A 23,128-nucleotide genomic window follows, 5' to 3' on the forward strand; every position below is an offset into this window, starting at 1 on the left:
GAAAATGACCTTGTAGATGTTTCCCAAGGCCTGTCGCGAGGCCTTGGGTCTTTTTGTTCGCGGACCCTTAAACCGTCGTTCCGCCGGTGCGAACGATCAGACGAAGTTCCACATCTCTGCCTGATTGATCAGATCGAATTGGTCTGTCAGCTCTGCATCCAGTTCCAAGCCTTCGACGATGACAACATCTTCTATCCCAAAGGCCTTGAGGCCTGTTTCAAAGAATGTCCCAAACCAACCCAGATCGGCATCTATGTCGGAGGCGTCTTCGACCCTGATGATAAGTGTATCGTGGCCTGATCCCCCGACAATGAGGTCCGTTGAGCCATCGGCCGTTCCACCATAAAGCGCATCCTCGGTCCAGATGAACACGTCGTCCCCTGAGCCGCCAAACAAGAGGTCCCGACCAAAGCCATCAACAAGCAGATCATCGCCGGAACCACCATAGGCAGCGTCTTTGCCAGCGTTGGTCGCCAGAATGTCGTTGCCCTTGCCGCCGAAGATGCGGTCATCCCCCGACCCGGCACCGATTACGTCGTCGCCGCGCCCGCCGAAGGCTTTGTCATTGCCAAGCCCCAGCAGAGCGATGTCGTCGCCACTCTTGAGCCACACCCGATCATTTCCGCTTGAGGAGAGGACAAGATCATCCCCATTCGTCCCCTTGATGCGATCGTTGTCCTGACCTTCGATGATCACGTTGGACGTAATCGACTCGGCCTGGAAAACACCCCAGATTTCATGGGTTTCCGCAGTGGGGTGGACCCCGTCCAGAAACACCAGCTGGTCCACCGGCAGGTCAAGAGCATCCGGGTTTAGCTCGATTGTCGGCAACCCGGTGACGCCCAGGATACGGGATTCGGTGTAAGACTGGAAACCAAATGCCGAAAGGTCGTTGCGGATTTCTTCCATCAAGGCGTTGATATCGACCACAATGACTTCGACACCTTGGTCTTCCAGGGCTTCGGCACCGGCGCGCAGGGCATCGTTGTAGCCGATGTTGATTTCCGAGGCGATCGCGCGCTCTTCGTCCGAGGAGTCAGACCGGAGCGGGTTGTATTGCACTTCGTGCATGGTGTGAAAGATCAGCGTGCCGACACCGGCATCCGCCAGCTGCTGGCTGTCGCCGACCACCTTATTGGCGATGCTCTCCCCGAAGGCGCGTGCCTCTTCCAACGTCGCATCTGGTGCGACGTCGTTAAAGTCGTTGATGCCCATTGCGACAACGGCAGCCGTTCCCGACAGATCACCGCTGGCGTCGTCAGACGCCAGGAACCGGTCAATCTGACCGTCCAGATCAACACGCGTACCCAACAGTTCCGCCGTTGCGTCCGGCCGGGCGAGCGGCCCCAGCAGGTCGGCCAGGGTTCTGTCGGTCAGGGCCTGTGTGCCGCCGATAGCGTAGTTCAGGCTTTCCCCACCTTCGACCCCCAGCAAACCGGGCACATAATCAGCATAGACCTGACCATTTGTGTATTGATCGACATAAGGCGCACCAGGCGGCAGCGGCACAAAAGACGCCTGCGCCGACAATTCCCCCAGCACACGGCTGTCGGTCAGACTGTCGCCAAAATAGACGATCCGATTGAAATTCAGAGCATTGCTCACGTTTATTCCTCCCTTGGATTTAGGTCTGTTTTACTTGGATATTTTCACGGCCATACCGAGTTGACATTCACTCCCCGACGTCAGTTCGGGGCCGCAATCTCGTAGTGAACTGTAAATTCGCCGAGGATTTGCCCGGCGGCTTCATGATCAGCGGCAGGTATCCTGACATCCGCCACCATTCCTTTCTTTTCATCGAGAAAGACGGTGACATCACCGGTGATGCCCTTTGCGTTCAGGGCATCCGCCAGAACGCGTTGGGTTGCCATCACCCGGAGTTCGGGTTTGAAGACCTTGCCGACGGCTGTAACCGGGATGGTCTCCAGGACTTCGACATAAACCGGCGCTGCTGCGCGCTCGGGGATGTTTGCCTTGGCCCAGCCGCGAATCTCTTCGGCATCGGCGGCGGCGCCAGGGGCAAGCTGAACATAAGCACAGGGCAGCTCGCCCGCGTAAGCGTCAGGCTGACCGATGGCGGCAACGATTGCCACGTCATCATGTTCGGTCAGGGTGTTTTCGATCATCGAGGGGTCAATATTGTGCCCACCGCGAATGATCAGGTCCTTGGACCGACCGGTGAGCCAGACATAACCTTCTGCGTCTTCGCGCCCCAAATCGCCGCTATCGACCCATCCGTCTTCCAGCAGGCCGGAGGCATCGTGTTTGTAGTAACCCGGAAAAACATGCGGGCCGCGGATCAGGATCGTGCCGACCTCGTCGGTTTCGCAGAACCGCTCGACCTTGCCGTTGCCAACGATGCCGCAGCGCATCTCGGAAAACGGCAAACGTAGGCCGACAGAGCCGATCCGGCTTTCGCCAAACATCGGGTTAAAGGACGCCACACAGGTGCTCTCGGTCATCCCGTAGCCTTCCATAAGCTTGACGCCGGAATACTCCTGAAACCCCTTGAACGTTTCCGGCGACAAGGGCGCTGCGCCGCATCCTGCGAATTTCAGCGAAGACAGATCCATACCATCTTTTGGCACCCCCATGAGGGCGGTATAGATCGTTGGAACAGCACTCATGCTGGTGACTTTGTACCGGTCGATCATCTTCCAGGTATTCGCAATCACGCCAGGTGTTCTGAATCCCAATGGCGTCACCAGCAGAACGTTGGCACCAGCCTGAAAACAGCTGAGCCCCGAGGCCATAACCGCGTTCACATGAAACAGCGGCAGGCCGCACATCATGGTGTCGCCTTCTTCCAGATCGATCACATAAGGCAGAACCCAGGCCTGGTGTACCTCGTTTTCGTGGGTGTGCGGCGCAAGCTTGGGTGTGCCTGTCGTGCCCCCGGTATGGAAGAGCGACGCGATATCTCCGGGTTTGATCTCGCGCTCAAAAGTCAGCTTGTCGGAGGGCTGCTTGTCACGCGCATTCTGGAAATGAATAACGGGTTTGCCGCCAGGGGTCGTGGCGGGCAGTTCAGCAGCAGGAGCGCCATAATAAGGGGCCGGATCAACCGCCAGAACAGCCGCGATGTGCTCGGACTGATCGGCGAGCTCAAACATCGCGGTCATCAGATCCAGACCCGGCATCGGGGTCATCGTGACAAGCAGCTTTGTTTCAGCCGCGTTAAGCAGCTTGCCGATTGTTGCGGGTTCGAGAAACGGGTTGATCGCGTTGATGATCCCGGCGGCCTCGCCACCCCAGATCACCTCATGCGTTTCGGGCAGATTGGGCAAGACATATGATACGACATCGCCAGCGCCGATCCCAAGCTCGTGGAACAGATTGGCCGTTTGCGTAACCCGGGCAAGCAGCTCCACGTAGCTGGTCACGACAGGCGTCTCTTCCCCATCGCCTTTGGGCAGGAACGATATGGCGGGTTTGTCGCCGAAGGCCGCAGCGCTGCTTTGCAAGAGTTCATAGGTGCTCTGCAAATCGCAATGGGCACGCCAGTCGTCTGTTTCAAAGGCTTCAATATCCTTCAGCGACCTGATTTTTGGAAATCCCATAATGTTCCTCCTTGGTCTACTTTAAGAACCGTAAACGTGCTACCACACAGGTACCGACCATCCCCTCTCTGCCTCTCCCGCCGCAGGTTACGTGGCGGGTTTTGGCACCTTATAGGCTCGGTCGGTCAGAATCCTCAAAATGAGTTTTCTGAGCCGGTCCGTATCGCTCAGGCTTCGTCTGCCCATCAGATTATTAGTTGCATTATAGAACCAATTTGTGTGTGTCAAGTTCAACAATCGAGAGTTTGTTCAACAAATGAGGAGGAGAGGCGCGCAATCACTTAGTCGCCCCTGTCAGAACGAAGCTGCAAAACCCATGACAGCTATTGGATTCGAAGCCTTACGCCCACATACTCGTGTGTTCCTCTTAACGTTGGGCCAGAAGCATAGATCAGAAAAAGACACTCGCACTATCAAGCAGGCTGACCTGAAATAGCGTAAGGTAACAGTGTGCGATTTGAAGAAATATGGTTCCTAATTAAAACCTAAACATCTAGATTGTTCAGTGAAACCCATCCTGATGTCTGACTCGGTTAACAAGGACCGGTTTAGACGGGGATGAAACAGCGCTTAAGGGAGGGCATGCAGATGAGTTTCGATCCTGTGAAAGTCGAGGCAGAGATAAACGACTGGTTCTTTGTCGAGTACTTTGACCGGTGGGTTGCCAAGGGCGCGGGTGAATCCGAAGACGACCCCGAGTTCATCGTGCAGTATTGGAACAACCCGATGTTCGTCTGCGCCCCTCCGATCACCAAGGTCTGGCTGCAATCGGACGAGCATGTCGCGCTGTTCTTTCAGGCGCAGCAGGAACAATTGCAGGCGTTTGGCTATACGCACACGGATATTCCCGACCGCCGCATCACCGTGTTCACCGCCGATAGTGGTGAGATTGACGTGATCTGGTCGCGCTGCGCGGGCGATCGTGAGATTGAACGCCTGATTGTGAACTTTCAGGTCACGCGGCTGGTCGACAAATGGAAAGTCGTCGGTGTGCATTCGAAATACACTAGCGCTGATACCGTTGATGAGGCCTGGGCCGGGCCAGAAGGAACCGGGCCGTTGTCTGCGTCAAATGAAGGACGGATGGATCCCTCCAATCTCGCGCCCGAACTGCGCGATGCGTTGAGCCTGGTTCCGAACCTGCCCTTTTCAGTCCCTGCCATGATCCCGGTCGGGCGCGCGCTATACGAGTTCTTTACATTGAAGCACCCGGATCGGGATGTGAATGTGCGCGAAGTCAAACTCGACGACACGTTCCTACGTGTGATCGAACCGCAAGAGAACAAGTCCGGCGCTGCCGTGCTTTGGATACATGGGGGCGGGCTGGTCTCGGGCCGGGCCAACCAGTTGAATGAAGGCGCATCGAAACTGGCCAAGATGACAGGGGCCACAGTTGTCACCGTCAACTATCGTCTTGCGCCGGAGCACCCGTTCCCGGCAGCGCATGATGATTGTTATGCAGCCTGGCGCTGGATTCAGAATAACGCCGATGCCTTGGGCATTGATCCCGCACGCGTCGGACTTGTCGGCAACAGCGCAGGTGGCGGTCTGACAGCGGCACTGGCTCAACGCATTCTCGATGATGGCGCTGCGCAACCGGTCTGTCAGGTTCTGTTTTACCCGATGCTGGATGATCGCACCGCGACGGACACATCGCTGGACGATGTCGGGCACTATGTCTGGGGCAACCGCGACAACCGCACGGCCTGGAACGCCTATCTGGCCCCGAATGAGGCGGGTGCTGCGGAATTGCCAGCCTATGCTTCGGCGGCACGGCGCGAAAACCTTGAAGGGCTTCCGCCGACATGGCTGGGCGTAGGCAGCATCGACTTGTTCAGCGCAGAAGGCCTAACCTATGCGAACCGCCTGAAATCCAGCGGCGTGCCGGTGGAGGTCGTTACCCCCGAGGGCGCCCCGCACGCGTTTGAAGCGATTGTTCCGACAGCCGGGATGTCTCAGCAGTTCGTGGGTGCGGGTCTGATGTTCTTGGCAAAGGCACTTGCGCCGAAGTGACGTTTGTATCAGCACAGCACGCCGTTCCCGCCACCGAGAGTGTGGCGGGACCGGGTGGCGAACGGTCGCGTCAGGGGCCATCAAAGCAAAGCGCGCGCCCGAGAAAAAACAATCAATATACAGGATAGAAGATATGGGAATCGAAAACTTAAGACCGGAACTGCAAGACAGCTTCAAAAAGATTCCGTCGTTACCATTCCACATCAAACCTCTGATTCCGATTGCGCGGTTCATCTACAACATTGCTGCGAAATCCAAATTGGATGACGGGGTTGAGGTGCGAACCGAGCGGCACGGTGCGTTTGAAATGCGGGTATTCACACCGAAATTCGCAAAAAGCGATGCTGGGGTTCTGTGGTGCTTTGGTGGTGGCCATGTCGCCGGAAACGCTGACCATGTGAACGGGATCGCCAACCATATCTGCAAAAAGACGGGGGCAACTGTATTCGCGCCCGCTTATCGGTTGGCGCCCCGGCACCCCTTCCCGGCCAATCTGGACGACGCGTTCAATTGCTGGACGCATATAGTTTCAAACGCTGCAAGTTATGGTGTGAACCCCGACAAACTGGCAATTGGCGGCAACAGCGCCGGGGGTGGGCTAGCGGCCTCGCTTGCGCAGCGCATTTTGGATGAAGGTGGGCCGCAGCCCAAGGCCCAGATTCTGTTCTATCCGATGCTGGACGACCGCACGGCCGCAGACCATTCAAAAGATGCGCTTGGGACGGTTATCTGGCAAAACAAAGCCAATCGCACCGCATGGGGCGTATATCTGTCGCCGCATGCTCCTGGCGCGGCAACACTGCCGGATTATGCCGCACCCGCGCGTCGTCAGGACCTGTCGAGCCTGCCTCCGACCTGGATCGGATTCGGGGATGTCGATCTGTTCGCCAACGAGGACCAGATTTATGCGCAGAGACTGAAGGACGCGAAGGTCGAGTGCGAGGTAGAGTTTGTCCCCGGCGCACCGCATGCGTTCGAGGCCATCTGCCCGGATGTGCCGGTTTCGATTGATTTTGTTGCCTCGGCGATGGAGTTCCTGGTTCAGAGGATCGGATCAGCCAGCGCGACCTGACAGCGTCCAGGCGCTGCTCAACTGTCAAAAAACTCCAGAATTTCCTGCCATAGCGCTTCTCGACCGGACCGAAATCCGCCGTCGTGGCCGATACGTCGCACGCCCAGATCCGAAGGGGTGCGATAGATCAACTCCTGAGGCGAATTCGGATAGCAACTGAGGATGTCTGAAGCGGTCGATGCTGTTGCGATCGGGTCGTCAGAGAAAACCCAGGAGCGGATCGGGGCGGTCACCTTGTCGAAATTTTGTGGCGCAAGATCGGTATCGAGCTCCGGTTTGAAATAGGACCGTCGGTGGCTCCAGCGGCGCCAGGTGCGGAACAGGATAGGCGGCAAGGGTTCACCGCGCCAGCCGCCGACCGGCTTGATATAGCCATGCCGGTATAGCGACCAAGGCCCCATGACCCACCAGAAATAGGTACCGAGCATTTTCTGTTTCCAATGATGCCCGCCTATGAATCCGGTCCCGACCGAGACAAATGCATGTTTGCGGATCAGGTCTTGATTTGGCGCCAAACCTACGAAATGCCCACCGACACTGTGGGCAAGATGCAGTATCGGAAGGTTCGGCTCCAACCCGTTGAGCATCTGAATGGCGGCGGTCAGATCGAAGCGGCCCCAATCGGGATAGTCGATGTCCGACCCCGCAAGATCACCGGATGCAGACCCGCCGATTCCGCGATAGTCATATGTCAGGACGATTGATCCCTGATCGGCCAGCCATTGAGCAACGCGGCCATAAAATCCGCGTGCATAACCTGTCGCGCCGGAGATAAGGATCACCCTTTCAGGCGATGGGCCGCGATAAAGATCGCCGCTCAACTGCCAGCCGTCGTCTGCTTTGAATCTGACGGTTTCGACCAAGCGTCGCTCCATTGAAAGATGATCTGCGGTTGTAGGATCATGGGTTTCATCAGCGAACACAATAATGACGCAACGTAGCCCATAAAATGGTTGCGTAATGAAACTCGTTGGGTGAATGGAAGAGAGACTGAGAAGTTATTGACGCCAAGGAGGAGGCCATATGCCCAACTATGTTGCTCCCGTTGAGGATAGCGAATTTCTGATCCAGGATGTTTTGCGCATTTCTGAACTGGAAATTCCCGGGTATGAAATTCTTGACCGTGAAAGCACCTCGGCCATTCTGACCGAAGCCGGCAAACTGGCCAATGATGTGTTTGCGCCGCTGAATACTGCAGGCGATACAATTGGCTGCAAACTGGAAAACGGCGTCGTCGCAACGCCTCCGGGGTTCCGCGAGGCCTACGATGCGCTGCGCGACGGTGGCTGGACGGGTCTGGATATGCCTGAAGAATGGGGCGGGCAGGGCCTTCCCTTCATCCTCCAGGTTGCGATCGGGGATTTTCTGAGCGCGTCCAATGTCTCTTTGGTGATCTATCAGGTTCTGACTCATGGTGCGGCCCAGGCCATTCTGGCGCATGGCTCAGAGCAGCAGAAGCAAACCTACCTGCCCAAGATGGTTGCGGCTGAGTGGACGGGTACCATGAACCTGACCGAGCCGCATTGCGGTACGGATCTGGGGCTTTTGCGTACGAAGGCAGAGCCGCAAGAGGACGGGACTTACAAGATTTCCGGCCAGAAGATCTTTATCTCTGCCGGTGAGCATGACATGGCCGAGAACATTGTCCATCTCGTGCTTGCCCGCCTTCCCGGCGCCCCCGCAGGTGTCAAGGGCATCTCACTGTTCATCGTGCCGAAATTCCTGGTGAATGAGGATGGCAGCCTTGGCGAGCGAAACGGCGTGTCTGTTGGGAAGATCGAAGAAAAGATGGGCCTGCATGGCAATTCGACCTGCGTGATGAATTATGACGAAGCGACGGGTTATTTGCTGGGCGAGGAACACAAGGGCTTGCGCGCCATGTTCACCATGATGAACGAGGCGCGCCTGAGTACCGCGCTCCAGGGCGTTTCACTGGGCGATGCAGCGTATCAGGCGGCGCGGGATTATGCGCTGGATCGTCTGCAGGGCCGTGCGGCGACCGGGGCAGAGAACCCCGATGGCCCGGCTGACCCGCTGATCGTGCACCCGGATGTTCGGCGCAACCTGCTAGAGCAGAAGAGTTTCGTCGAAGGTGGGCGTGCATTGGCCTTCTGGGGCGCGCAGCTGATCGATCAGGCGCATCAGAACAAGGATGCTGATGCGGATGCCTTGGTTTCGTTGCTGATCCCGGTGATGAAAGGGTTCCTTACCGACCGTGGGTTTGACATGACCGTACAGGCCCAGCAGCTTTTTGGCGGGCACGGGTATGTCGAAGAACACGGGATGAGCCAGTTTGTCCGCGACGCGCGGATTGCGCAAATCTATGAGGGTGCAAACGGCATTCATGCGCTCGACCTCGTGGCGCGCAAACTGCCGACCAATGGCGGCAAGGCGCTGCGCGATTTCTTTGGAATCGTGCAGGGCTTCATTGCCGCGCAACAGGATAACGCTGAGATCAGCGCCGATTTCATCGAGCCGTTAAAGGCCGCGCTTTCCGACCTGCAAGCGGCTTCGGCCTATTTTGCTGAGACCGGGCAGACGGACCCGAACGCGGTTCTGGCGGGGTCCTATGACTACATGCATATGTTTGGGCATGTCTGCCTGGGCTTCATGTGGGCGCGTCAGGCCGAGGCAGCGAGCCGTCTATTGTCCGAAGCTGGGGCGGACACGGCATTCTTGAATGCCAAGATCAAAACCGGCCGATTCTATATGCAGCGGCAGTTGCCGTTGACCGGGGCAATGCTGCAACGCATCCGCAGCGGCGCCTCTCCGGTCATGGACATGGCCGCCGAAGAGTTCTGACAGGGCGCTCAATTATCGACCGGGGCTGGCACCTGCTAGCCTCGGGTTGGTTTTGTTCGGGGGAGGGGGTCGTTCAAGCCATTTCACTGGACGGCTTGGTCTTTCGCGTATCGACAAGATGATATGAGCCCGACCCCGGTTCAATCACGACATCACCCGGGTCGAGATGTTGCCCATTCATGGCAAACACCGCAACTTCCTGGACCGGCGCTTCGGTTTGCTTGTGGATGATTGATACCGGCGCGCCGTCCGGTCCAAATACCCACCTGTCCCCCCATTGTCCGATCGCAACAATCATTGGAAACAGCGCCTTTCCCTTGGCGGTAAGCACATAGGAATACCTGGTGCTGCCTTCGCGTTGGGGGATACGGTCAAATATCCCTTCCTTGCATAGCGTATCCAGACGGGATGTTAGAATGTTCTTTGCGGCTCCGGTGTTGCGCTGGAAGTCCATGAACTTCGTCACACCGGAAAATGCCTCCCGAATGACAAGCATACTCCACCTGTCACCGAAAACATCCAAAGAACGCGCCCAGCTGCAGTCTCGTTCCGATAGTGGGATCGAATATGTGTCGGCCATACCGAGCTTTGAATCCATCTACTACCATACGGCGTGCATCGGCGCACACCGAACTACCTCTTTGATTGAGTTGACTGTTCAGTGAAGAGGTAGTCTTCCGATGCTGCAGTTGCAACATGTCGAAGGAAATTTGGTCCTATTTTAGGCCAGAACGATCGAGAATAGTCTACCTTGCATATAAATCATGCGTGTCGCGAAGTCGTTTAGGCGATTTGTTGCTGGGGCCCCTCGGTCAAGGTCTAACGGGCAATGCGCTTTGGGAGGTGGTTGGTGCATCGCAAATGGTTGCCAGATTGGTCAAAGAGCTTGCGCATTTCTGCATTCGGGCCGTCTCTGTCCTGGTTCGAAAGTGTTGCTTTAAGCGTCATCGGATCTGTAGGGCAGGGCGATGTGCACTCCGACAGTGGCTTCGAAGGCAATGCGCTCTGAGGTAAAGGAGACGATCTTCAGGTTAGGAAGTGGTTCACTTAAGTATTTGTAATTCATATGTTTGTCGGATTTTTTCGTCTTTCAGCTGTCAGTGCGATCATGAAACTAGAGTTTCGAGGCCGGTTCGCTAGTATGTGGAAAAGAAAGTGGGTCGCTGGAAACATCTGCGTTGCGATGCGACGGTGTGAGCGCGCGGATCGGTATCAATTCACAAGATGGCGGGTGATGTCCCATAGCATGACACAAGGCACTATGGCTTCTGAATGGTGCTTACAACGTTGCGGGTTCGGGATCGAAGGTCCTGAGACGGAGAAATTGCAATTTATCGGGCGAGCGCTCGCTTTTTTGGTTGCAAAATGCGACCTAATAACTTATCTACCCGATCAACATCAAACACTGAGTTAGCTGGAGGACCACCATGGCTGGAGGCAAGTACAACTACCCGATGAAAGGCGACGAACCAGATTATCCGCCGCTGGTTTTGGCCGACAACGTAGAGCGCCATACTGTCACGGTCTGGAGCGATGGAATCGCGCTGGATGCGGATGTTTATCGCCCCAAAGGCCTGGCTGCGGATGCGAAAGTTCCGGCTATCGTCATGAGCCATGGATGGGGTGGCACCAAGCGGACCGCCGAGCGCTATGGCGGATTGTTTGCGGCAAACGGCATGATCGCCATCAGCTTCTCGCAAACCGGCTGGGGAGATTCGGCTGGTCGTATCCAGGTGGTCGGAGACGCCCCCGAGTTCGACGAAAACGGTGAAGCGACTGTTAAGATCAAGGAAACCCGTCAGTTTGTCGACCCGACCGAATGGGTGCGCAACTATGTCTCGGCAATTGACTATATTGTCGGCGAGCCCAATGTGGATGTGAACCGTATCGGGGCGTGGGGAACCAGCTTTGGCGGCGGCGTTGCCGCTTATGTTGCAGCTACTGATCCTCGGATCAAGGCCATGGCGGTTCAGGTTTCCGCGATGCTGAGCCTGCAGGGCCCAATGCTGCAGCACGCCACCGGACGGGCAACCGCAATTGCGCGCGGCGACATCGACCCGCTGCCTGCTGGTCTGGACAAGATGCCGAATCTCACCGGCTCGGTGAACTTCGGCAAGGCGCTGCGTTATGACGTGATCGCGGCGGCGGAAAATCTTAACGTACCGTCCCTGATCATGGATGCACAGAACGAAGAGATGTTCCCAACCGCAGAAAACGGCGGCCGCGTCGCCGAGATGCTGCGGGAAAAGGGCGTCGAAGTGCGCTATGAACTGATCGATGGTATTGATCACTATGGCATCTATTTCGATGGCTACGAGCACGGCAGCAAAATGGCCGTTGAGTGGTTCACAAAATATCTCTGACTGACCTGAACAATTGTGCCTGCTGCCGCGCGGCAGGCACAGTCAGCCGGGGCTCAAACCCTTGAGTCCTGCGCGCCGATTAACCGAAAGGCAAAGCTCCATGAAGAAGATCGTTGTCCTCGCCGCGTTCGTGCTCGTGATGGCCGGACTGTTTATGCTGTCCAGCGTCGCGTTCTGGATCGTCGTCGCCCTTCTTGCCGGGTTGGTTTTGCTTGCCATGTGGGTCAAAGGCGGCGGTCAGGCGGCCGAAGGGTCGATTCCATCAGAGCTTGTTGGACCCGAATTCAAGACCTATGAGGCTGCTGTTCCCGATAGCCCGCTGAAGCTGCTGCACTTCATTTCTCAGGCGAATGAGATCAACGTCTCGTCCAGCCTGATCATGGGGGACAAGGAAGTCATCTGTGTGACCGCTCAGGCCACGAAATATGCCGCCGAGCGGCTGGCGGACGAGATCGAAAAAACCGGGCGCAAACTGACCTATATCTATCTCGATCACCCGCATCTTGACCACTCGCAGGGGGCTACCATCCTCAAACAGCGCTTCCCGGACGCCAAATGCGTTGGGGCGCCGAAAGTGGTCAAGCTGCAGCATCTGCGGATGGCGGCTGATGACGAGATGGCCCGCAAGCGCTATGGCGATAATGCCGCGGTGCCCTCGCTGCCCTTTGAGCCGCTGGATACCGACAAGATCATGCTAGAAGGCCGCGAGATTCAACTCTGGCACGACCAGTACGGTGATGTCGGCATCGGTGAAGAGGATGAGCCGCATACGGTTATCTACATTCCCGACCTGAAGGCGCTGCTGCCAACGGATATCTGCTATTTCGGCGCGCATATGATGATGGGCGGCACCACGGCCAAAGGGCGGGAGAAGTGGAAAGAGCAGATCCGCAGCTATATGGATATGGACCTGGATGTGGTCATTCCCGGTCACGTCGTTCGGACATGGTCTGACAAGCTGACGCCCAAGGCCACGCTGGAATACAGCCTTGGCTATATCGAAGACTACGAAGCGGCACTCGCGTCGAGCAAGACATCGAATGAAGTCATCGAAAAGATGCTCAAGAAGTATCCCGAGCAGGAACACGTCTCGGCGCTCTACATGGGTACACTGATCAATTTCGGTGAAACCCATCGGCTGTTGTTCAATCCGCGGATCGAAAAGGTTGCGTCGTTCTTGCCCAAGGGCTTCGTCAAATGGGCCGACAAGAAGCTGTTCGACGCTAAGAAGAAAGCAGCGAACTTTTAGGGGTCTCGCTGCTCGCGAGGGCGGCGGCAAACAAGGGAGGGGCCAATGCAGCCTAATTCGAAATTCGAAAACGCCATACGCTATGTCGGCTTCGCCTATTTCGGACTGGTGTTCTTGTTTCTAACTTATCTGGGTGTCATCTGGGCGTTCGCTCCAGCCAGCCAGATGATTAAATTGGATATAACATCATCTTCGCTTGCTGGCACAAATACGCTCAAATCGATCATGGGTGCAGGGCTGCTCTCGATGGCGATCTTCTCGCTAATGTTTATCATCCGTTCAAAGACCTGGTTTTCGCCGTTGGCCACGCTAACAAGCCTGCTGCTGGTGGTTCGCATCACAACCTTGTCGTCGATGGCTTGCATGAGCGTATGGTGATTTACGCTTGTGCTAGAGGTTCTGGTTCTGTTGTTCGCTATCGCCATCTACAGGGTCGAAGCGCGTCACTAGTCTTGCGGTCATCGCGTTCGGCCACTGGGTTCTGACGCGCGGACTGGTTCTTGGTTCAAAGATCGCTCGTACCTGAGTGAGGTTTGAAGCCGATTTCGTGTTGATACTGACATCTACTCATCTTGGAGGGACGAAATGTTCAAAGATAAGGTCGTCTGGATTACAGGAGCGTCCTCTGGCATTGGTCTGGCTTTCGCCGAAGCGATGCATGCAGAAGGCGCAAAGCTCATCCTCTCAGCTTTGACCGAAGACGAGTTGAAACCGGTTGCGGAGCGCTTGACGGGATCCGTCCCGATCGCTTTTGACGTGGCCGACTTCGACAAGCTGCCCGCATTGGTGGAAAAGGCCGTTGCCGCCTTCGGGCGCATTGATGTTCTGGTCAACAATGCCGGGATCACGCAGCGCGATGAAGCGAAGGACACGTCATTTGCTGTCTATCGCCGCCTGATCGACATTGACCTCATGGCCCCGATTGCCCTGACCCAACTGGTGCTGCCGCACATGATCCGGCAGGGTTCGGGTCGGCTGATCGTCATGGCCAGCATCGCGGGTAAGTTCGGCGCGCCGCTGCGCACCGCCTACAGCGCGGCAAAGCACGGCATCTTCGGCTATTTCGACGCGCTGCGCACGGAAGTCGGTCATCGCGGTATTGAAGTGCATGTCATTGCACCCGGATCGGTGCGGACGAATCTGGCCCGCAACGCGTTGACCGGAGAAGGCAAGGCATTTGGCAAAACCGATGATTTCATCGAAGGGGGCTATGATCCAGCCTATCTGATCGACCGCGCGCTGTGCGATATCAAGCGTGGGAAGCGCGAAATCGTCATCGTGCGCGGGCTTGAGGGCAAGATGGTGACGCTGCGTCGCTTCTTCCCCGAATTGTCCTTCAAGATAATGCTCAAGAAAGCGCCCGCGTTTCTGGAGGAATTTCACGCCTCGAAATAGGCCCGTGGTTTCGCCATCTCGACTTGTGATCCGGAGCGCGCTCCGCCCGGAACCGTGTCGCGGACCATTCGGATCAACTGACTTGGCGCGGTTTGCGCCGCAGGAGTTGGCAAGCGACTAATCCTCGACACGGGTGACAAGCTCGGTTATACGAAAGGTACCAAAATGCAACCAATGAGCAAATCCACGTGACGTGAACCTATCAAAGATGCATTTTTAAAATAGTCGGAGGAGGGCTACAATGAAACTGAAAACTATTCTTGCAGGGTGCGCAGTCGCCGTAACTGCTGCCATGGCACAAGACGTTGACGCACGCGAATTGCGCTTTGGAACCGCCGTACCGGAGACTTCGCCTTGGGGAGAGGTCGTAAACGCGTTCGCTGTAAAACTCGAAGAGGTATCGGGTGGCGAACTGACAACCAAGATCTTCTTCAACAGCGCATTGGGCGACGAACAGAAGATGCTTCGCCAGACAGTAAGCGGTCGTCTTGATATTGCCACGCTGTCGACACATGCGATTTCGCTCGCCGTGCCGGATATCGAGTTGCTGCTACAATCTTACCTGTTCGATTCAAGGGATCAGCGATATTGCGTAGAAGACAATCATATCGAAGAAATCTTCAGTGATATGTTTGGCGATGCCGGCGTGGTCAATCTGACCTATGCGGAACTGGGATCGGAAGTCGTCTTTTCGCAGACCCCTATTGTTTCTCCCGACGATCTGAGCGGCGTAAAAATCCGTACGCCCCCCATTGCGACATCCTCGTCTTATTTTCAGGCGATGGGTGCGTCGGTGTCGACACCCGGTGTCGCCGATATCATTCCGAACCTGAAAACCGGCGCAATCAACGCTGTGGCCGTCAATGTTGTATTTGGCATCGCCATCGGTGTTCCAGCGGTGACCGGGAACATTACGATGACCGAACATGCGCGAACGCCTGGGGTCGTGGTGGTCTCTCAGCGCACCTGGAACGGTCTGAGCGAGCAGGAGCAGGAATGGTTGCGCGAAGCGGGTACCGAGTTTCTCAAGCTTCGCCCGATCATCCAGGGGGCCGAGAAGCACTTGCTTGAAAAAGTGAAGGAAGCCGGTGGAACAGTTCTGGAACTGACGCCCGAGCAAATTGAAGCCTGGAAGGCCATCGCCGAGGCCAACCGCGCAGAGTCCGTGGCACAGGTATCGGACACCGCCAACGCAACCTGGGAAAAGCTTCAGCAGGCAAAAGCAGCGTGTAATTGAGGTTGCTCTGACAAACCTGAATGCGGAGGAGGCAGATGTGTTTCCTTCGCAACCTGTCCGGGGTTCCAGTGTCATTGCGCCGTTTCAACCCACAGCCAGGCACGAAACCGAGCGAGTAGACTTGCTGCCTGTAAGGGCCAGCCAGCGAATACGAGATCGCAATACTTTCCAGTGCGGATTTCGACGCTTGTTGGGTTAGAACTGAGGGAACTTTTGGCAGGGGACAGGTGAAATCCCGGTTCCGGAGAGTGAGGACACTACCATGCTGATCGCAATCAACCGCCTGATCTGCAAGATTGAAAACACTCTCGCGGTCTCGGCTTATACCTTGATGACCCTTATGATCCTGGGCGAAATCATTGCCCGAGAGATTTTCGGCGCGTCGATTTTCGGCTCCACCAAGATTGCCATCCTCGCGGCAGCGGTTGCCGGCTTTTTTGGATATGCGATGGTTACGCAGGCGGGTACACATCTGCGCATGTCCGCATTGGACAATGTCGGGCCGCAGGCTTTGCGTAACCTGATTGATCGCCACAGCGATCTACTGTCATGCATCCTGTATTTGGCAATCTCGTTGATAGCGGTGCAGTACGTTCTGCAAAGCATGGAGTTTGAAGACAAAGTCGCAGTTTTGCGCATTCCGCGCTGGCCGTTCCAAAGCGCTTTGGTCTTTGCGTTTGGACTTTCAGCCTTCAAACACCTCGTTTTCTACATTCACCCTGAATCCAGACCCGTACGGGAAATCAACCCTGTTGTGGAGGCCGAGCAATGACTGGCTTTATCGGACTTGCCACCATTTTTTTTGGCCTATCTTGGTTGCGCCAGCCGCTTCCTCTAGTTTTGATTTGTTGCTCGATTTTTGCACTGATGGTGTGGGGCGACGGGCAACCGGTGTACTTGTTCGAGGACATGTGGGCCGCAATTGACAGCCCGTTCCTTCTGTCGATCCCGATGTTTCTGGTTGCTGGCGCGCTTATGTCCCGCGGTTCCATCGCCGAACGGCTGATCGAGATCATCCGAGCGCTGACCGAATGGATGCCCGGTGGTTTGGCCGTGGCGACGATCCTGTCTTGCGCCTTATTTGCAGCGATTTCCGGTTCTTCCACCGTGACGATGCTGGCGATTGGCGCGATTCTCTACCCGACCCTGCTGAAAGCGGGATACCAGAAATCCTTCGCGCTTGGTGCTCTGACCTCCTCCGGGACACTTGGGATTATCATTCCGCCTTCTATCCCGCTGATTATCTACGGAATCGTCAACGAGATATCGATCGCGGACCTGTTCCTGGCAGCGCTCATTCCGGGTCTGGTGCTGACGCTGTTCTTGTCGACCTACGCCTTCGCCGCCAACCGCCACTCTCCATCAGCTCCCTTGGATTTGGGGCGGGTCGTGCGGGCCTTCCGACGTGGCATCTGGGCGATGATGTTGCCGGTGGTCCTGCTGGGGGGCATCTATAGCGGTTACTTCTCGCCCACAGAATCCGCTGCAGTCGCGGTTGGCTATGCCGCAATTATCGAGGTCTTCGTTCATCGGGAACTGACGCTGAAAGATTTCTGGCAGGTCGGCGTCGAAACCTCGCGTCTGCTGGGGACACTGGTGGTCATCCTTGCCGTGATCATGGCGATGCAGAACCTGCTGACCATCCTGGGTGTTCAGGAATCGCTGGCCGACTGGGTGGTCGAGAATTTCGACAGCAAGATCGCGTTCCTGCTCGCTATCAATGTCCTGTTGTTGATCGTCGGGTGTTTTATCGATGTGATCTCGGCGATTCTCATCCTGTCGCCACTGCTGTTGGGTCCTGCGATGCGTCTTGGTATTGATCCGCTGCATTTCGCAGTGATTATGGTCGTAAATCTTGAAATCGGCCTGCTGACGCCGCCCGTCGGTCTGAACCTGTTTGTGGCAATGTCCGCGTTTCGTGAAAAATTCAGCCTCATCGTTAAGGGAACCCTGCCATTTGTGGCGCTTATGGTTGCGGCGCTGCTGCTGCTGACATTTGTACCTTGGTTCAGCCTGTTTCTTGTCCGCTGAACGAGGAACGGGTTGGCGCGACCTTACCCGTTCCATCGCATGCAAATACCTGCGGTTGGGCCGCATACTGAGCAGCTGCGCAGGCCGAGATGTTCACCGATCTCGTGAGCGTTTTGCAGCAGGCTGAAAAACCGCGAATAGGTCGCAAGCTAGCCGTGACTTTTTTGACATTCTACGCGAATGCCTTCGCCTGTTTCGCTGAATGTCCTTGAATTATGACGTTGCGTCACATAGATAAAGGGAAACCAAAGGTTTTGAAATAGGACCGTTAAGGCGCAAATTGAGAGCTGAACGATCCATATGACCCTTGGTTGAAGGCGGCGCAGACTGGCCAAGCCGCAACATAGACAGACCCCAAGAGCAGGTTGCTTTTATGAACCAGATGAACACAACACCCCTGCAGGAACGCGACTGTAGCTGGGCGCGTGCGCTTCATATTTTCGGCGACAAGTGGAGCATTCTGATCATACGCGAGGCGTTTGCCGGGGTCTCCAAGTTTTCAGACTTTCAAAGAAATATTGGCTTGGCCAAGAACATTCTGGCCACGCGTTTGGACATGTTGTGCGAGCACGAAGTCATGATGCGGGTGCCGCAACGTGAAGGAAGCAGCCGAAGCGCATATGTGCTGACACCAAAAGGCCAGGCTCTCTTCCCCATCATAGTTGCGATCGGCCAGTGGGGTGACAAATGGATATTTGGGAGCAAAGGCGAGCCGGTACGCATTGTCGATAAGGAAACGGGATCACCTGTGCAACCGATCGCGGTATTCTCACATTCGGGGCGACATCTTAACTCATCTGATGTGACCATGACGGCAGGCCCCGGCGCCTCTGAGCGCACGACAAATCACCTTGCCCGCCTGGCCAAAGCGTCAAATAGATAGGTGTCATTTCGCAGGGTCAGTGGGTGCCGTCCGCAGCAATCCTAAACTGTGCCGGACTACTGGCGAGCAAGCAATAAATTTACAGCACGTCTCCGATCAAACGGTTGCACTGGCTTTAGGTGTTCACCCAATTCAACCGGACCAGATATCAGCACGTTGGTCAGCGCAATATTATCTGCAGTGAATTGCACTTAGCCGTCGCGCGAATTACAAACACCGTGGTTGTCCGCGCGGCTTGGCTGCGACCATCTTGGTACCCAACCCTTAGCTTAAGTCGTCCTTGGCGCTAGGTCTGCTAGCGCGCGGATTTTCGGTTGCGCTGGCCAAAAGCGGCAAAACCAGAAGTTCTAGAGAGACCGTTCTACCGATGCGCCTATGCTTCGCCACCTTCTCGATAACCACATGAGCCCAACGGTGGTCAACGGGAGTTTCCGGCAAATCTGTCAATCCTGCTCTTATCCAACAGTGCGGGATCAGATGGCCCGAAGCCGTACCCGATATGACCCAGATCATCCTCCGAGTAACCCTCCAGGTGTGCAGCGTTGACCTCTTCTTACTCCGCGCCGATCACCTTGCTCTGGACAAAAGTCCTTGTTTCGCCCGGAGAGCAACCCGTGACAACATGAAATCTAGGGTTCTGAATTGTAACCATTAAGCTCCACATAGTGATCGAAGGCGGTCTCGAATAGTGCGACAGAGCGTTCCGAAGCTCTGACGTGTAAGGCTGTGGAAGTTCCGCCAAAGTATGTATTTGTGGTCAGGAAATTGAACTAAAGATTCTTTTTTTCTAAAAAATTCGGTTTTGGACGAGCTGACCAGAGATCACACGAAGAAGTAGTGCTGCAAACAAGTGCACGGGTTGCTTGATCTTGCATAAAAGTTTCGTTATGCAACCTAAGAAGTGGAGAATCCAGAGAATGCGACTTCGTTTTGCACTGCATTGGCTCGCTCATAGGCTGTTGAAACGGTCACGGAGTTGCGCCAGCGGTCATGAGCAGGGGATGCGTGTGGGCACGTTGCATTCGCTTTAGCAGAACGTAAAGACGGGGGGAGTATGTCTTTTTTTGATTTGGTAATAACGGTGTTTTTGCCGCTAAGCTTGGCCGTCATCATGTTTTCGTTGGGGGTTGGTCTGGTTGTAGGCGATTTCGTTCGTGTGGTCGTTCGGCCTCTTTCCTTCTTGACCGGCGCCTTCAATCAATTGCTGCTCGTGCCGTTTGTTACGTTTTTGATAATCGTGACTTTCGGGATCGAAGGTGAACTGGCGGTTGGCATGATGATCCTGTCTGCTTGCCCGGGCGGGGTAACCAGCAACGTCTTGTCGAAATGGGCGCAGGGAGACGTTGCACTGTCCGTGACGCTCACGGCGGTGATCAGCTTCGTGTCGATCATTTCCGTTCCGCTGATCGTCAGTTTCGCGATGGGCTACTTCATGAGCGACTCGGGGGTCGAGGTGAGTATCACCGACATCATTCTGCGTCTTTTTCTGTTGTCAGCGGTCCCGGTAGCACTTGGCATGACTCTGAGGCACTTCTTTCCAAAGGTCATGATAGGCTTGGAACCGCTGTTGAATAAGATTGCCGTCGTTTTATTCCTTCTTATCTTCATCCTGGCCTGTGCTGCTGGCTGGAACGTCCTTATGGCAAACGCCTTCACGCTGGGGCCAGCATTGCTGACTTTGATAACCGTTCTTCTTCTTGCGGGTTACTTTCTGTCGGTTGCATTGGGTCGATCTACAGCCGAGGCGAAGACGATTTCCATTGAAACCGGTCTTCAGAACACACCTATGGGCGTGACGATAGGAACAATCGTCGCGACCGACGCTCTGGTCACCGGCTATACGCTGCCTGCAGGCGTATATGGGGTTGTCATGTTCATACCCGCCCTTGCCGCCATATACCTGTTCCGCAAATCCTCTTCCTCATAAGGGTTCGCCTTTGCGCCGCCGGTCTTCGAGGATCGGCGCGCATGCCATAAGCTCGGGTGCACAAGACCCAATGACCTGCCCCGGAGGCGGGGCGCTAACAAATCCAATATCTCAGTCATGCGTGACCGCCATCCCGGCGGTCACGACGTCTTGCGTTTGCCTTGTCGGCTTTTGTGTCGTGTCGCGGTCATTTGCCGCATACGTGCGAAGAAGCGCGCAAACTAAGTGCGAGTACGAAAGTAATGGTTTCATAACGGGACCAAATATGCTAAGCGAAGCTCACACAAAGGAGTCGATACGACATGACTGTTTCCCGCGCCCGTAACGGATTGATCGCTGCCGCTATGGCTGGGCTGCTTCCTTTTGCAGTTCACGCCCAGAATGGCGAGGCCGCCGCTCCGATCCCCAGCACGATCTCGCAAGAGGCCGCCCTTTACCTCGAAGCTCTGTCTCAGCGCCCGGCATCCCCGCCCATGCCATCTGCGGATCAAGTGGAAATCTGGGAAGCAGTACAGGCGCAGGTCACCGCGGCGTTTTTTCCGAACTATGATGCAGCGATTGCACGGTTCGGTGTCGCGGTTGAAGAGCAGCAGATCAACGGTGTTCCGGTTGTCAGTGTGACTCCGCCCAACTGGACAGACAATGGCAAGGTCGTGGTTTATACCCATGGCGGCGGCTATACCTTCATGACGGCAAAGACCACGCTGAACGCAAGCGCATCGGTCGCGGCCGAAAGCGGCCTGCGCGTCGTGTCGGTCGACTACACCCTTGCGCCGCAGTCCAAATGGGAAGCCACCACAGCCGAGGTTGTCGCCGTTGTGCAGGGTCTTCTCGATGAAGGCTATGCGATGGATGACATCGCAATCTACGGAGATTCCGCAGGAGGCGCCCTGGCTGCCGGATCTGTTCTGCGGATGCGCGACGAGGGGATGGGTATGCCAGCAGCCGTCGTGCTCTGGTCGCCGTGGTCCGACATCGACACGGCCAAGGGTGACACATACCAGACGTTAAAGGCGCATGATCCGCTGCTGAAAATCGATGGGATGCTGGTTCCGATGGCGCTGGCCTATGCGGACAAGGAAGATTTCACGAACCCCTATGTCTCGCCCATCTATGGCGACTATTCTATCGAATATCCCCCGACCCTGATTCAGGGCGGCACGCGCGAGGCCTTTCTGAGCAATTTCGTGCGCCACTATCAGGTGCTGGATCAGGCGGGTGTCGATGTGACGCTGGACCTCTACGAAGGGATGCCGCACGTCTTTCAATACACCGCGCTGGACACCCCGGAATCCAAAATTGCACTGGAAAAAACCGCAGCCTTTATTCGCGCAAATCTAGGGCTGGAATAAGTCACCCCGCTTAGCTGGTCGGGTCACATCCCCGACCTGACCACAAAGAAACACTGAACCCGGGCCTGAAGGACTGTTGGCATGTCGCAGAAAGCCGTAATCCGTCTTGTCGTCGCCATCGCAATTATGGCGCTGTTGTTCGCGTTTGTTCCCATCCTCTTCTGGATCGTTCTGATCTTGCTGGTGGGGCTGGTGCTTCTTGGTCGCTGGGTCGGAGGCGGCAGGCTGCCGCCCGAGTTCTTTATCCCCAAATCGGTCGAGGGACCGGCCTTTCGTACCTACGAAGCTGTCGTTCCCGACAGCCCGCTGAAACTGATGCACTTCATCTCTGAACAGGAAGAGTTGAACGTGTCCTCCAGCCTGATCATGGGGGACAAGGAAGTCATCTGTGTCACCGCTCAGGCCACCAAATATGCGGCCGAGCGACTTGTCGGCGAGATCGAAAAAACCGGGCGCAAGCTGACCTATATCTATTTGGACCATCCCCATCTGGATCACTCCCAAGGCGCGACCGAGCTGCTGAAACGCTTTCCAGATGCCAAATGTGTCGGTGCGCCGAAAGTGGTGGAACTGCAAAAACTCCGCATGGCCTCAGATGATGCAACCGCGCTTAAACGCTATGCGGACAACGCGGCGGTGCCCTCGGTGCCGTTCGAGCCGCTGGATGCCACCACCATCATGTTGGAGGGTCGCGAAATTCAGCTGTGGCACGACATGATCGGCGATGCCGGTGTCGGGCGTCCGGATGAGCCGCATACGGTCATCTATATTCCCGATCTCAAGGCGCTGCTGCCGACCGATATCTGCTATTTCGGCGGTCACATGATGATGGGCGGCAGCACACCGGAAAGCCGCGCACAGTGGAAACAGCAGCTGCGCGACTGGCTGAAGATGGACCTGCAGGTGGTGATCCCCGGTCACATCGTGCGCGCGTTCAGTGACCAGATGACTGCCAAGGGGGTGCTGGAATTCAGCCTGAAATACATCGAGGATTACGAAGCGGCGCTGGCCGCCAGCAACAGCTCGGACGAAGTGATTGCATGGATGCTGAAAGAATATCCCGACATCGGGCATGTTCCGGCCCTGCAACTCGGCACGTTCATGAATTTCGGTGAAACGCACCGGATTCTCTTTAACCCGCGCATCGACAAGGTCGCATCTTTCCTGCCCAAGGCACTTGTGCGCCGGATCGATACGAAATTGTTCGAAGCCCGAAAGAAAGCCGCCAACCCAGCCTGAGGCTA

At 56.0% G+C, this 23,128-nt stretch carries 18 protein-coding genes; 14 read left to right on the forward strand and 4 right to left on the reverse strand.

Annotation, left to right across the window (positions count from 1 at the left end; all coding sequences use genetic code 11):
• Positions 1-96: 96 nt before the first annotated feature.
• Both AB1E34_RS10565 and AB1E34_RS10570 read right to left on the reverse strand, forming a co-directional pair.
• A complete protein-coding gene (locus tag AB1E34_RS10565; RefSeq protein WP_372572307.1) occupies positions 97-1,605 on the reverse strand; it encodes an SGNH/GDSL hydrolase family protein in 1,509 nt (502 codons plus the stop codon).
• 80 nt (positions 1,606-1,685) lie between these two features.
• Positions 1,686-3,560 (reverse strand): acyl-CoA synthetase, encoded by a 1,875-nt coding sequence (locus tag AB1E34_RS10570; protein WP_372572308.1) that lies wholly within the window; start codon positions 3,558-3,560, stop codon positions 1,686-1,688.
• A 588-nt stretch (positions 3,561-4,148) separates the two neighbouring features.
• Here AB1E34_RS10570 and AB1E34_RS10575 point away from each other — a divergent pair.
• On the forward strand, positions 4,149-5,573 hold the full coding sequence (locus AB1E34_RS10575; protein WP_372572309.1) for an alpha/beta hydrolase: 1,425 nt from the start codon (positions 4,149-4,151) through the stop codon (positions 5,571-5,573).
• A gap of 133 nt (positions 5,574-5,706) precedes the next feature.
• Positions 5,707-6,645, forward strand: a complete 939-nt coding sequence (locus AB1E34_RS10580; protein ID WP_372572310.1) for an alpha/beta hydrolase — start codon at positions 5,707-5,709, stop codon at positions 6,643-6,645.
• Positions 6,646-6,662: 17 nt separating this feature from the next.
• On the opposite strand, the gene AB1E34_RS10585 is transcribed toward AB1E34_RS10580, so the two are convergent.
• A complete protein-coding gene (locus tag AB1E34_RS10585; RefSeq protein ID WP_372572311.1) occupies positions 6,663-7,520 on the reverse strand; it encodes an alpha/beta hydrolase family protein in 858 nt (285 codons plus the stop codon).
• Between the two features lie 148 nt (positions 7,521-7,668).
• Here AB1E34_RS10585 and AB1E34_RS10590 point away from each other — a divergent pair, with 148 nt between their 5' ends.
• Positions 7,669-9,447 (forward strand): acyl-CoA dehydrogenase C-terminal domain-containing protein, encoded by a 1,779-nt coding sequence (locus AB1E34_RS10590; protein ID WP_372572312.1) that lies wholly within the window; start codon positions 7,669-7,671, stop codon positions 9,445-9,447.
• A gap of 73 nt (positions 9,448-9,520) precedes the next feature.
• Here the strand turns inward: AB1E34_RS10590 and AB1E34_RS10595 are convergent, their stop codons facing one another.
• Positions 9,521-10,045 (reverse strand): winged helix-turn-helix transcriptional regulator, encoded by a 525-nt coding sequence (locus AB1E34_RS10595; protein WP_372572313.1) that lies wholly within the window; start codon positions 10,043-10,045, stop codon positions 9,521-9,523.
• 829 nt (positions 10,046-10,874) lie between these two features.
• Between AB1E34_RS10595 and AB1E34_RS10600 the strand changes: the two genes are divergently transcribed.
• The 11 genes from AB1E34_RS10600 (at position 10,875) to AB1E34_RS10650 (ending at position 23,123) form a co-directional block, all read left to right on the forward strand.
• Complete coding sequence (locus tag AB1E34_RS10600; protein WP_372572314.1) at positions 10,875-11,810, forward strand: alpha/beta hydrolase; 936 nt, start codon at positions 10,875-10,877, stop codon at positions 11,808-11,810.
• A 100-nt stretch (positions 11,811-11,910) separates the two neighbouring features.
• Entirely contained in the window at positions 11,911-13,059 is a 1,149-nt protein-coding gene (locus AB1E34_RS10605; protein ID WP_372572315.1) for an MBL fold metallo-hydrolase, read from the forward strand.
• Between the two features lie 45 nt (positions 13,060-13,104).
• Positions 13,105-13,437: a hypothetical protein gene (locus AB1E34_RS10610; RefSeq protein WP_372572316.1), complete on the forward strand. Its 333-nt coding sequence runs from the start codon at positions 13,105-13,107 to the stop codon at positions 13,435-13,437.
• A gap of 207 nt (positions 13,438-13,644) precedes the next feature.
• Complete coding sequence (locus AB1E34_RS10615; RefSeq protein ID WP_372572317.1) at positions 13,645-14,454, forward strand: SDR family NAD(P)-dependent oxidoreductase; 810 nt, start codon at positions 13,645-13,647, stop codon at positions 14,452-14,454.
• 241 nt (positions 14,455-14,695) lie between these two features.
• Complete coding sequence (locus tag AB1E34_RS10620; protein ID WP_372572318.1) at positions 14,696-15,691, forward strand: TRAP transporter substrate-binding protein; 996 nt, start codon at positions 14,696-14,698, stop codon at positions 15,689-15,691.
• Between the two features lie 262 nt (positions 15,692-15,953).
• Positions 15,954-16,463, forward strand: a complete 510-nt coding sequence (locus tag AB1E34_RS10625) for a TRAP transporter small permease (RefSeq protein WP_372572319.1) — start codon at positions 15,954-15,956, stop codon at positions 16,461-16,463.
• On the forward strand, positions 16,460-17,722 hold the full coding sequence (locus AB1E34_RS10630) for a TRAP transporter large permease (protein ID WP_372572320.1): 1,263 nt from the start codon (positions 16,460-16,462) through the stop codon (positions 17,720-17,722). The genes AB1E34_RS10625 and AB1E34_RS10630 overlap by 4 nt, the downstream gene beginning before the upstream one ends.
• Before the next feature lie 373 nt (positions 17,723-18,095).
• Positions 18,096-18,605: a winged helix-turn-helix transcriptional regulator gene (locus AB1E34_RS10635; RefSeq protein ID WP_372572321.1), complete on the forward strand. Its 510-nt coding sequence runs from the start codon at positions 18,096-18,098 to the stop codon at positions 18,603-18,605.
• A 1,054-nt stretch (positions 18,606-19,659) separates the two neighbouring features.
• The gene (locus AB1E34_RS10640; protein WP_372572322.1) at positions 19,660-20,532 is read left to right on the forward strand and encodes a bile acid:sodium symporter family protein; all 873 of its coding nucleotides are present in this window, start codon (positions 19,660-19,662) and stop codon (positions 20,530-20,532) included.
• Between the two features lie 302 nt (positions 20,533-20,834).
• Complete coding sequence (locus tag AB1E34_RS10645; RefSeq protein WP_372572323.1) at positions 20,835-21,884, forward strand: alpha/beta hydrolase; 1,050 nt, start codon at positions 20,835-20,837, stop codon at positions 21,882-21,884.
• Between the two features lie 81 nt (positions 21,885-21,965).
• On the forward strand, positions 21,966-23,123 hold the full coding sequence (locus AB1E34_RS10650) for an MBL fold metallo-hydrolase (RefSeq protein WP_372572324.1): 1,158 nt from the start codon (positions 21,966-21,968) through the stop codon (positions 23,121-23,123).
• Positions 23,124-23,128: the final 5 nt, after the last annotated feature.

Source organism: Ruegeria jejuensis, assembly GCF_041537905.1.
In the GTDB taxonomy this organism is placed as follows: Bacteria; Pseudomonadota; Alphaproteobacteria; order Rhodobacterales; family Rhodobacteraceae; genus Ruegeria_C.

What these genes read in the sequence shown, in the direction of transcription:
- AB1E34_RS10570 (WP_372572308.1), bottom strand. Translation starts at nt 3,560, where the DNA reads ATGGGATTTCCAAAAATCAGGTCGCTGAAGGATATTGAAGCCTTTGAA.
- AB1E34_RS10575 (WP_372572309.1), top strand. Translation starts at nt 4,149, where the DNA reads ATGAGTTTCGATCCTGTGAAAGTCGAGGCAGAGATAAACGACTGGTTC.
- AB1E34_RS10580 (WP_372572310.1), top strand. Translation starts at nt 5,707, where the DNA reads ATGGGAATCGAAAACTTAAGACCGGAACTGCAAGACAGCTTCAAAAAG.
- AB1E34_RS10585 (WP_372572311.1), bottom strand. Translation starts at nt 7,520, where the DNA reads ATGGAGCGACGCTTGGTCGAAACCGTCAGATTCAAAGCAGACGACGGC.
- AB1E34_RS10590 (WP_372572312.1), top strand. Translation starts at nt 7,669, where the DNA reads ATGCCCAACTATGTTGCTCCCGTTGAGGATAGCGAATTTCTGATCCAG.
- AB1E34_RS10595 (WP_372572313.1), bottom strand. Translation starts at nt 10,045, where the DNA reads ATGGATTCAAAGCTCGGTATGGCCGACACATATTCGATCCCACTATCG.
- AB1E34_RS10600 (WP_372572314.1), top strand. Translation starts at nt 10,875, where the DNA reads ATGGCTGGAGGCAAGTACAACTACCCGATGAAAGGCGACGAACCAGAT.
- AB1E34_RS10605 (WP_372572315.1), top strand. Translation starts at nt 11,911, where the DNA reads ATGAAGAAGATCGTTGTCCTCGCCGCGTTCGTGCTCGTGATGGCCGGA.
- AB1E34_RS10610 (WP_372572316.1), top strand. Translation starts at nt 13,105, where the DNA reads ATGCAGCCTAATTCGAAATTCGAAAACGCCATACGCTATGTCGGCTTC.
- AB1E34_RS10615 (WP_372572317.1), top strand. Translation starts at nt 13,645, where the DNA reads ATGTTCAAAGATAAGGTCGTCTGGATTACAGGAGCGTCCTCTGGCATT.
- AB1E34_RS10620 (WP_372572318.1), top strand. Translation starts at nt 14,696, where the DNA reads ATGAAACTGAAAACTATTCTTGCAGGGTGCGCAGTCGCCGTAACTGCT.
- AB1E34_RS10625 (WP_372572319.1), top strand. Translation starts at nt 15,954, where the DNA reads ATGCTGATCGCAATCAACCGCCTGATCTGCAAGATTGAAAACACTCTC.
- AB1E34_RS10630 (WP_372572320.1), top strand. Translation starts at nt 16,460, where the DNA reads ATGACTGGCTTTATCGGACTTGCCACCATTTTTTTTGGCCTATCTTGG.
- AB1E34_RS10635 (WP_372572321.1), top strand. Translation starts at nt 18,096, where the DNA reads ATGAACCAGATGAACACAACACCCCTGCAGGAACGCGACTGTAGCTGG.
- AB1E34_RS10640 (WP_372572322.1), top strand. Translation starts at nt 19,660, where the DNA reads ATGTCTTTTTTTGATTTGGTAATAACGGTGTTTTTGCCGCTAAGCTTG.
- AB1E34_RS10645 (WP_372572323.1), top strand. Translation starts at nt 20,835, where the DNA reads ATGACTGTTTCCCGCGCCCGTAACGGATTGATCGCTGCCGCTATGGCT.
- AB1E34_RS10650 (WP_372572324.1), top strand. Translation starts at nt 21,966, where the DNA reads ATGTCGCAGAAAGCCGTAATCCGTCTTGTCGTCGCCATCGCAATTATG.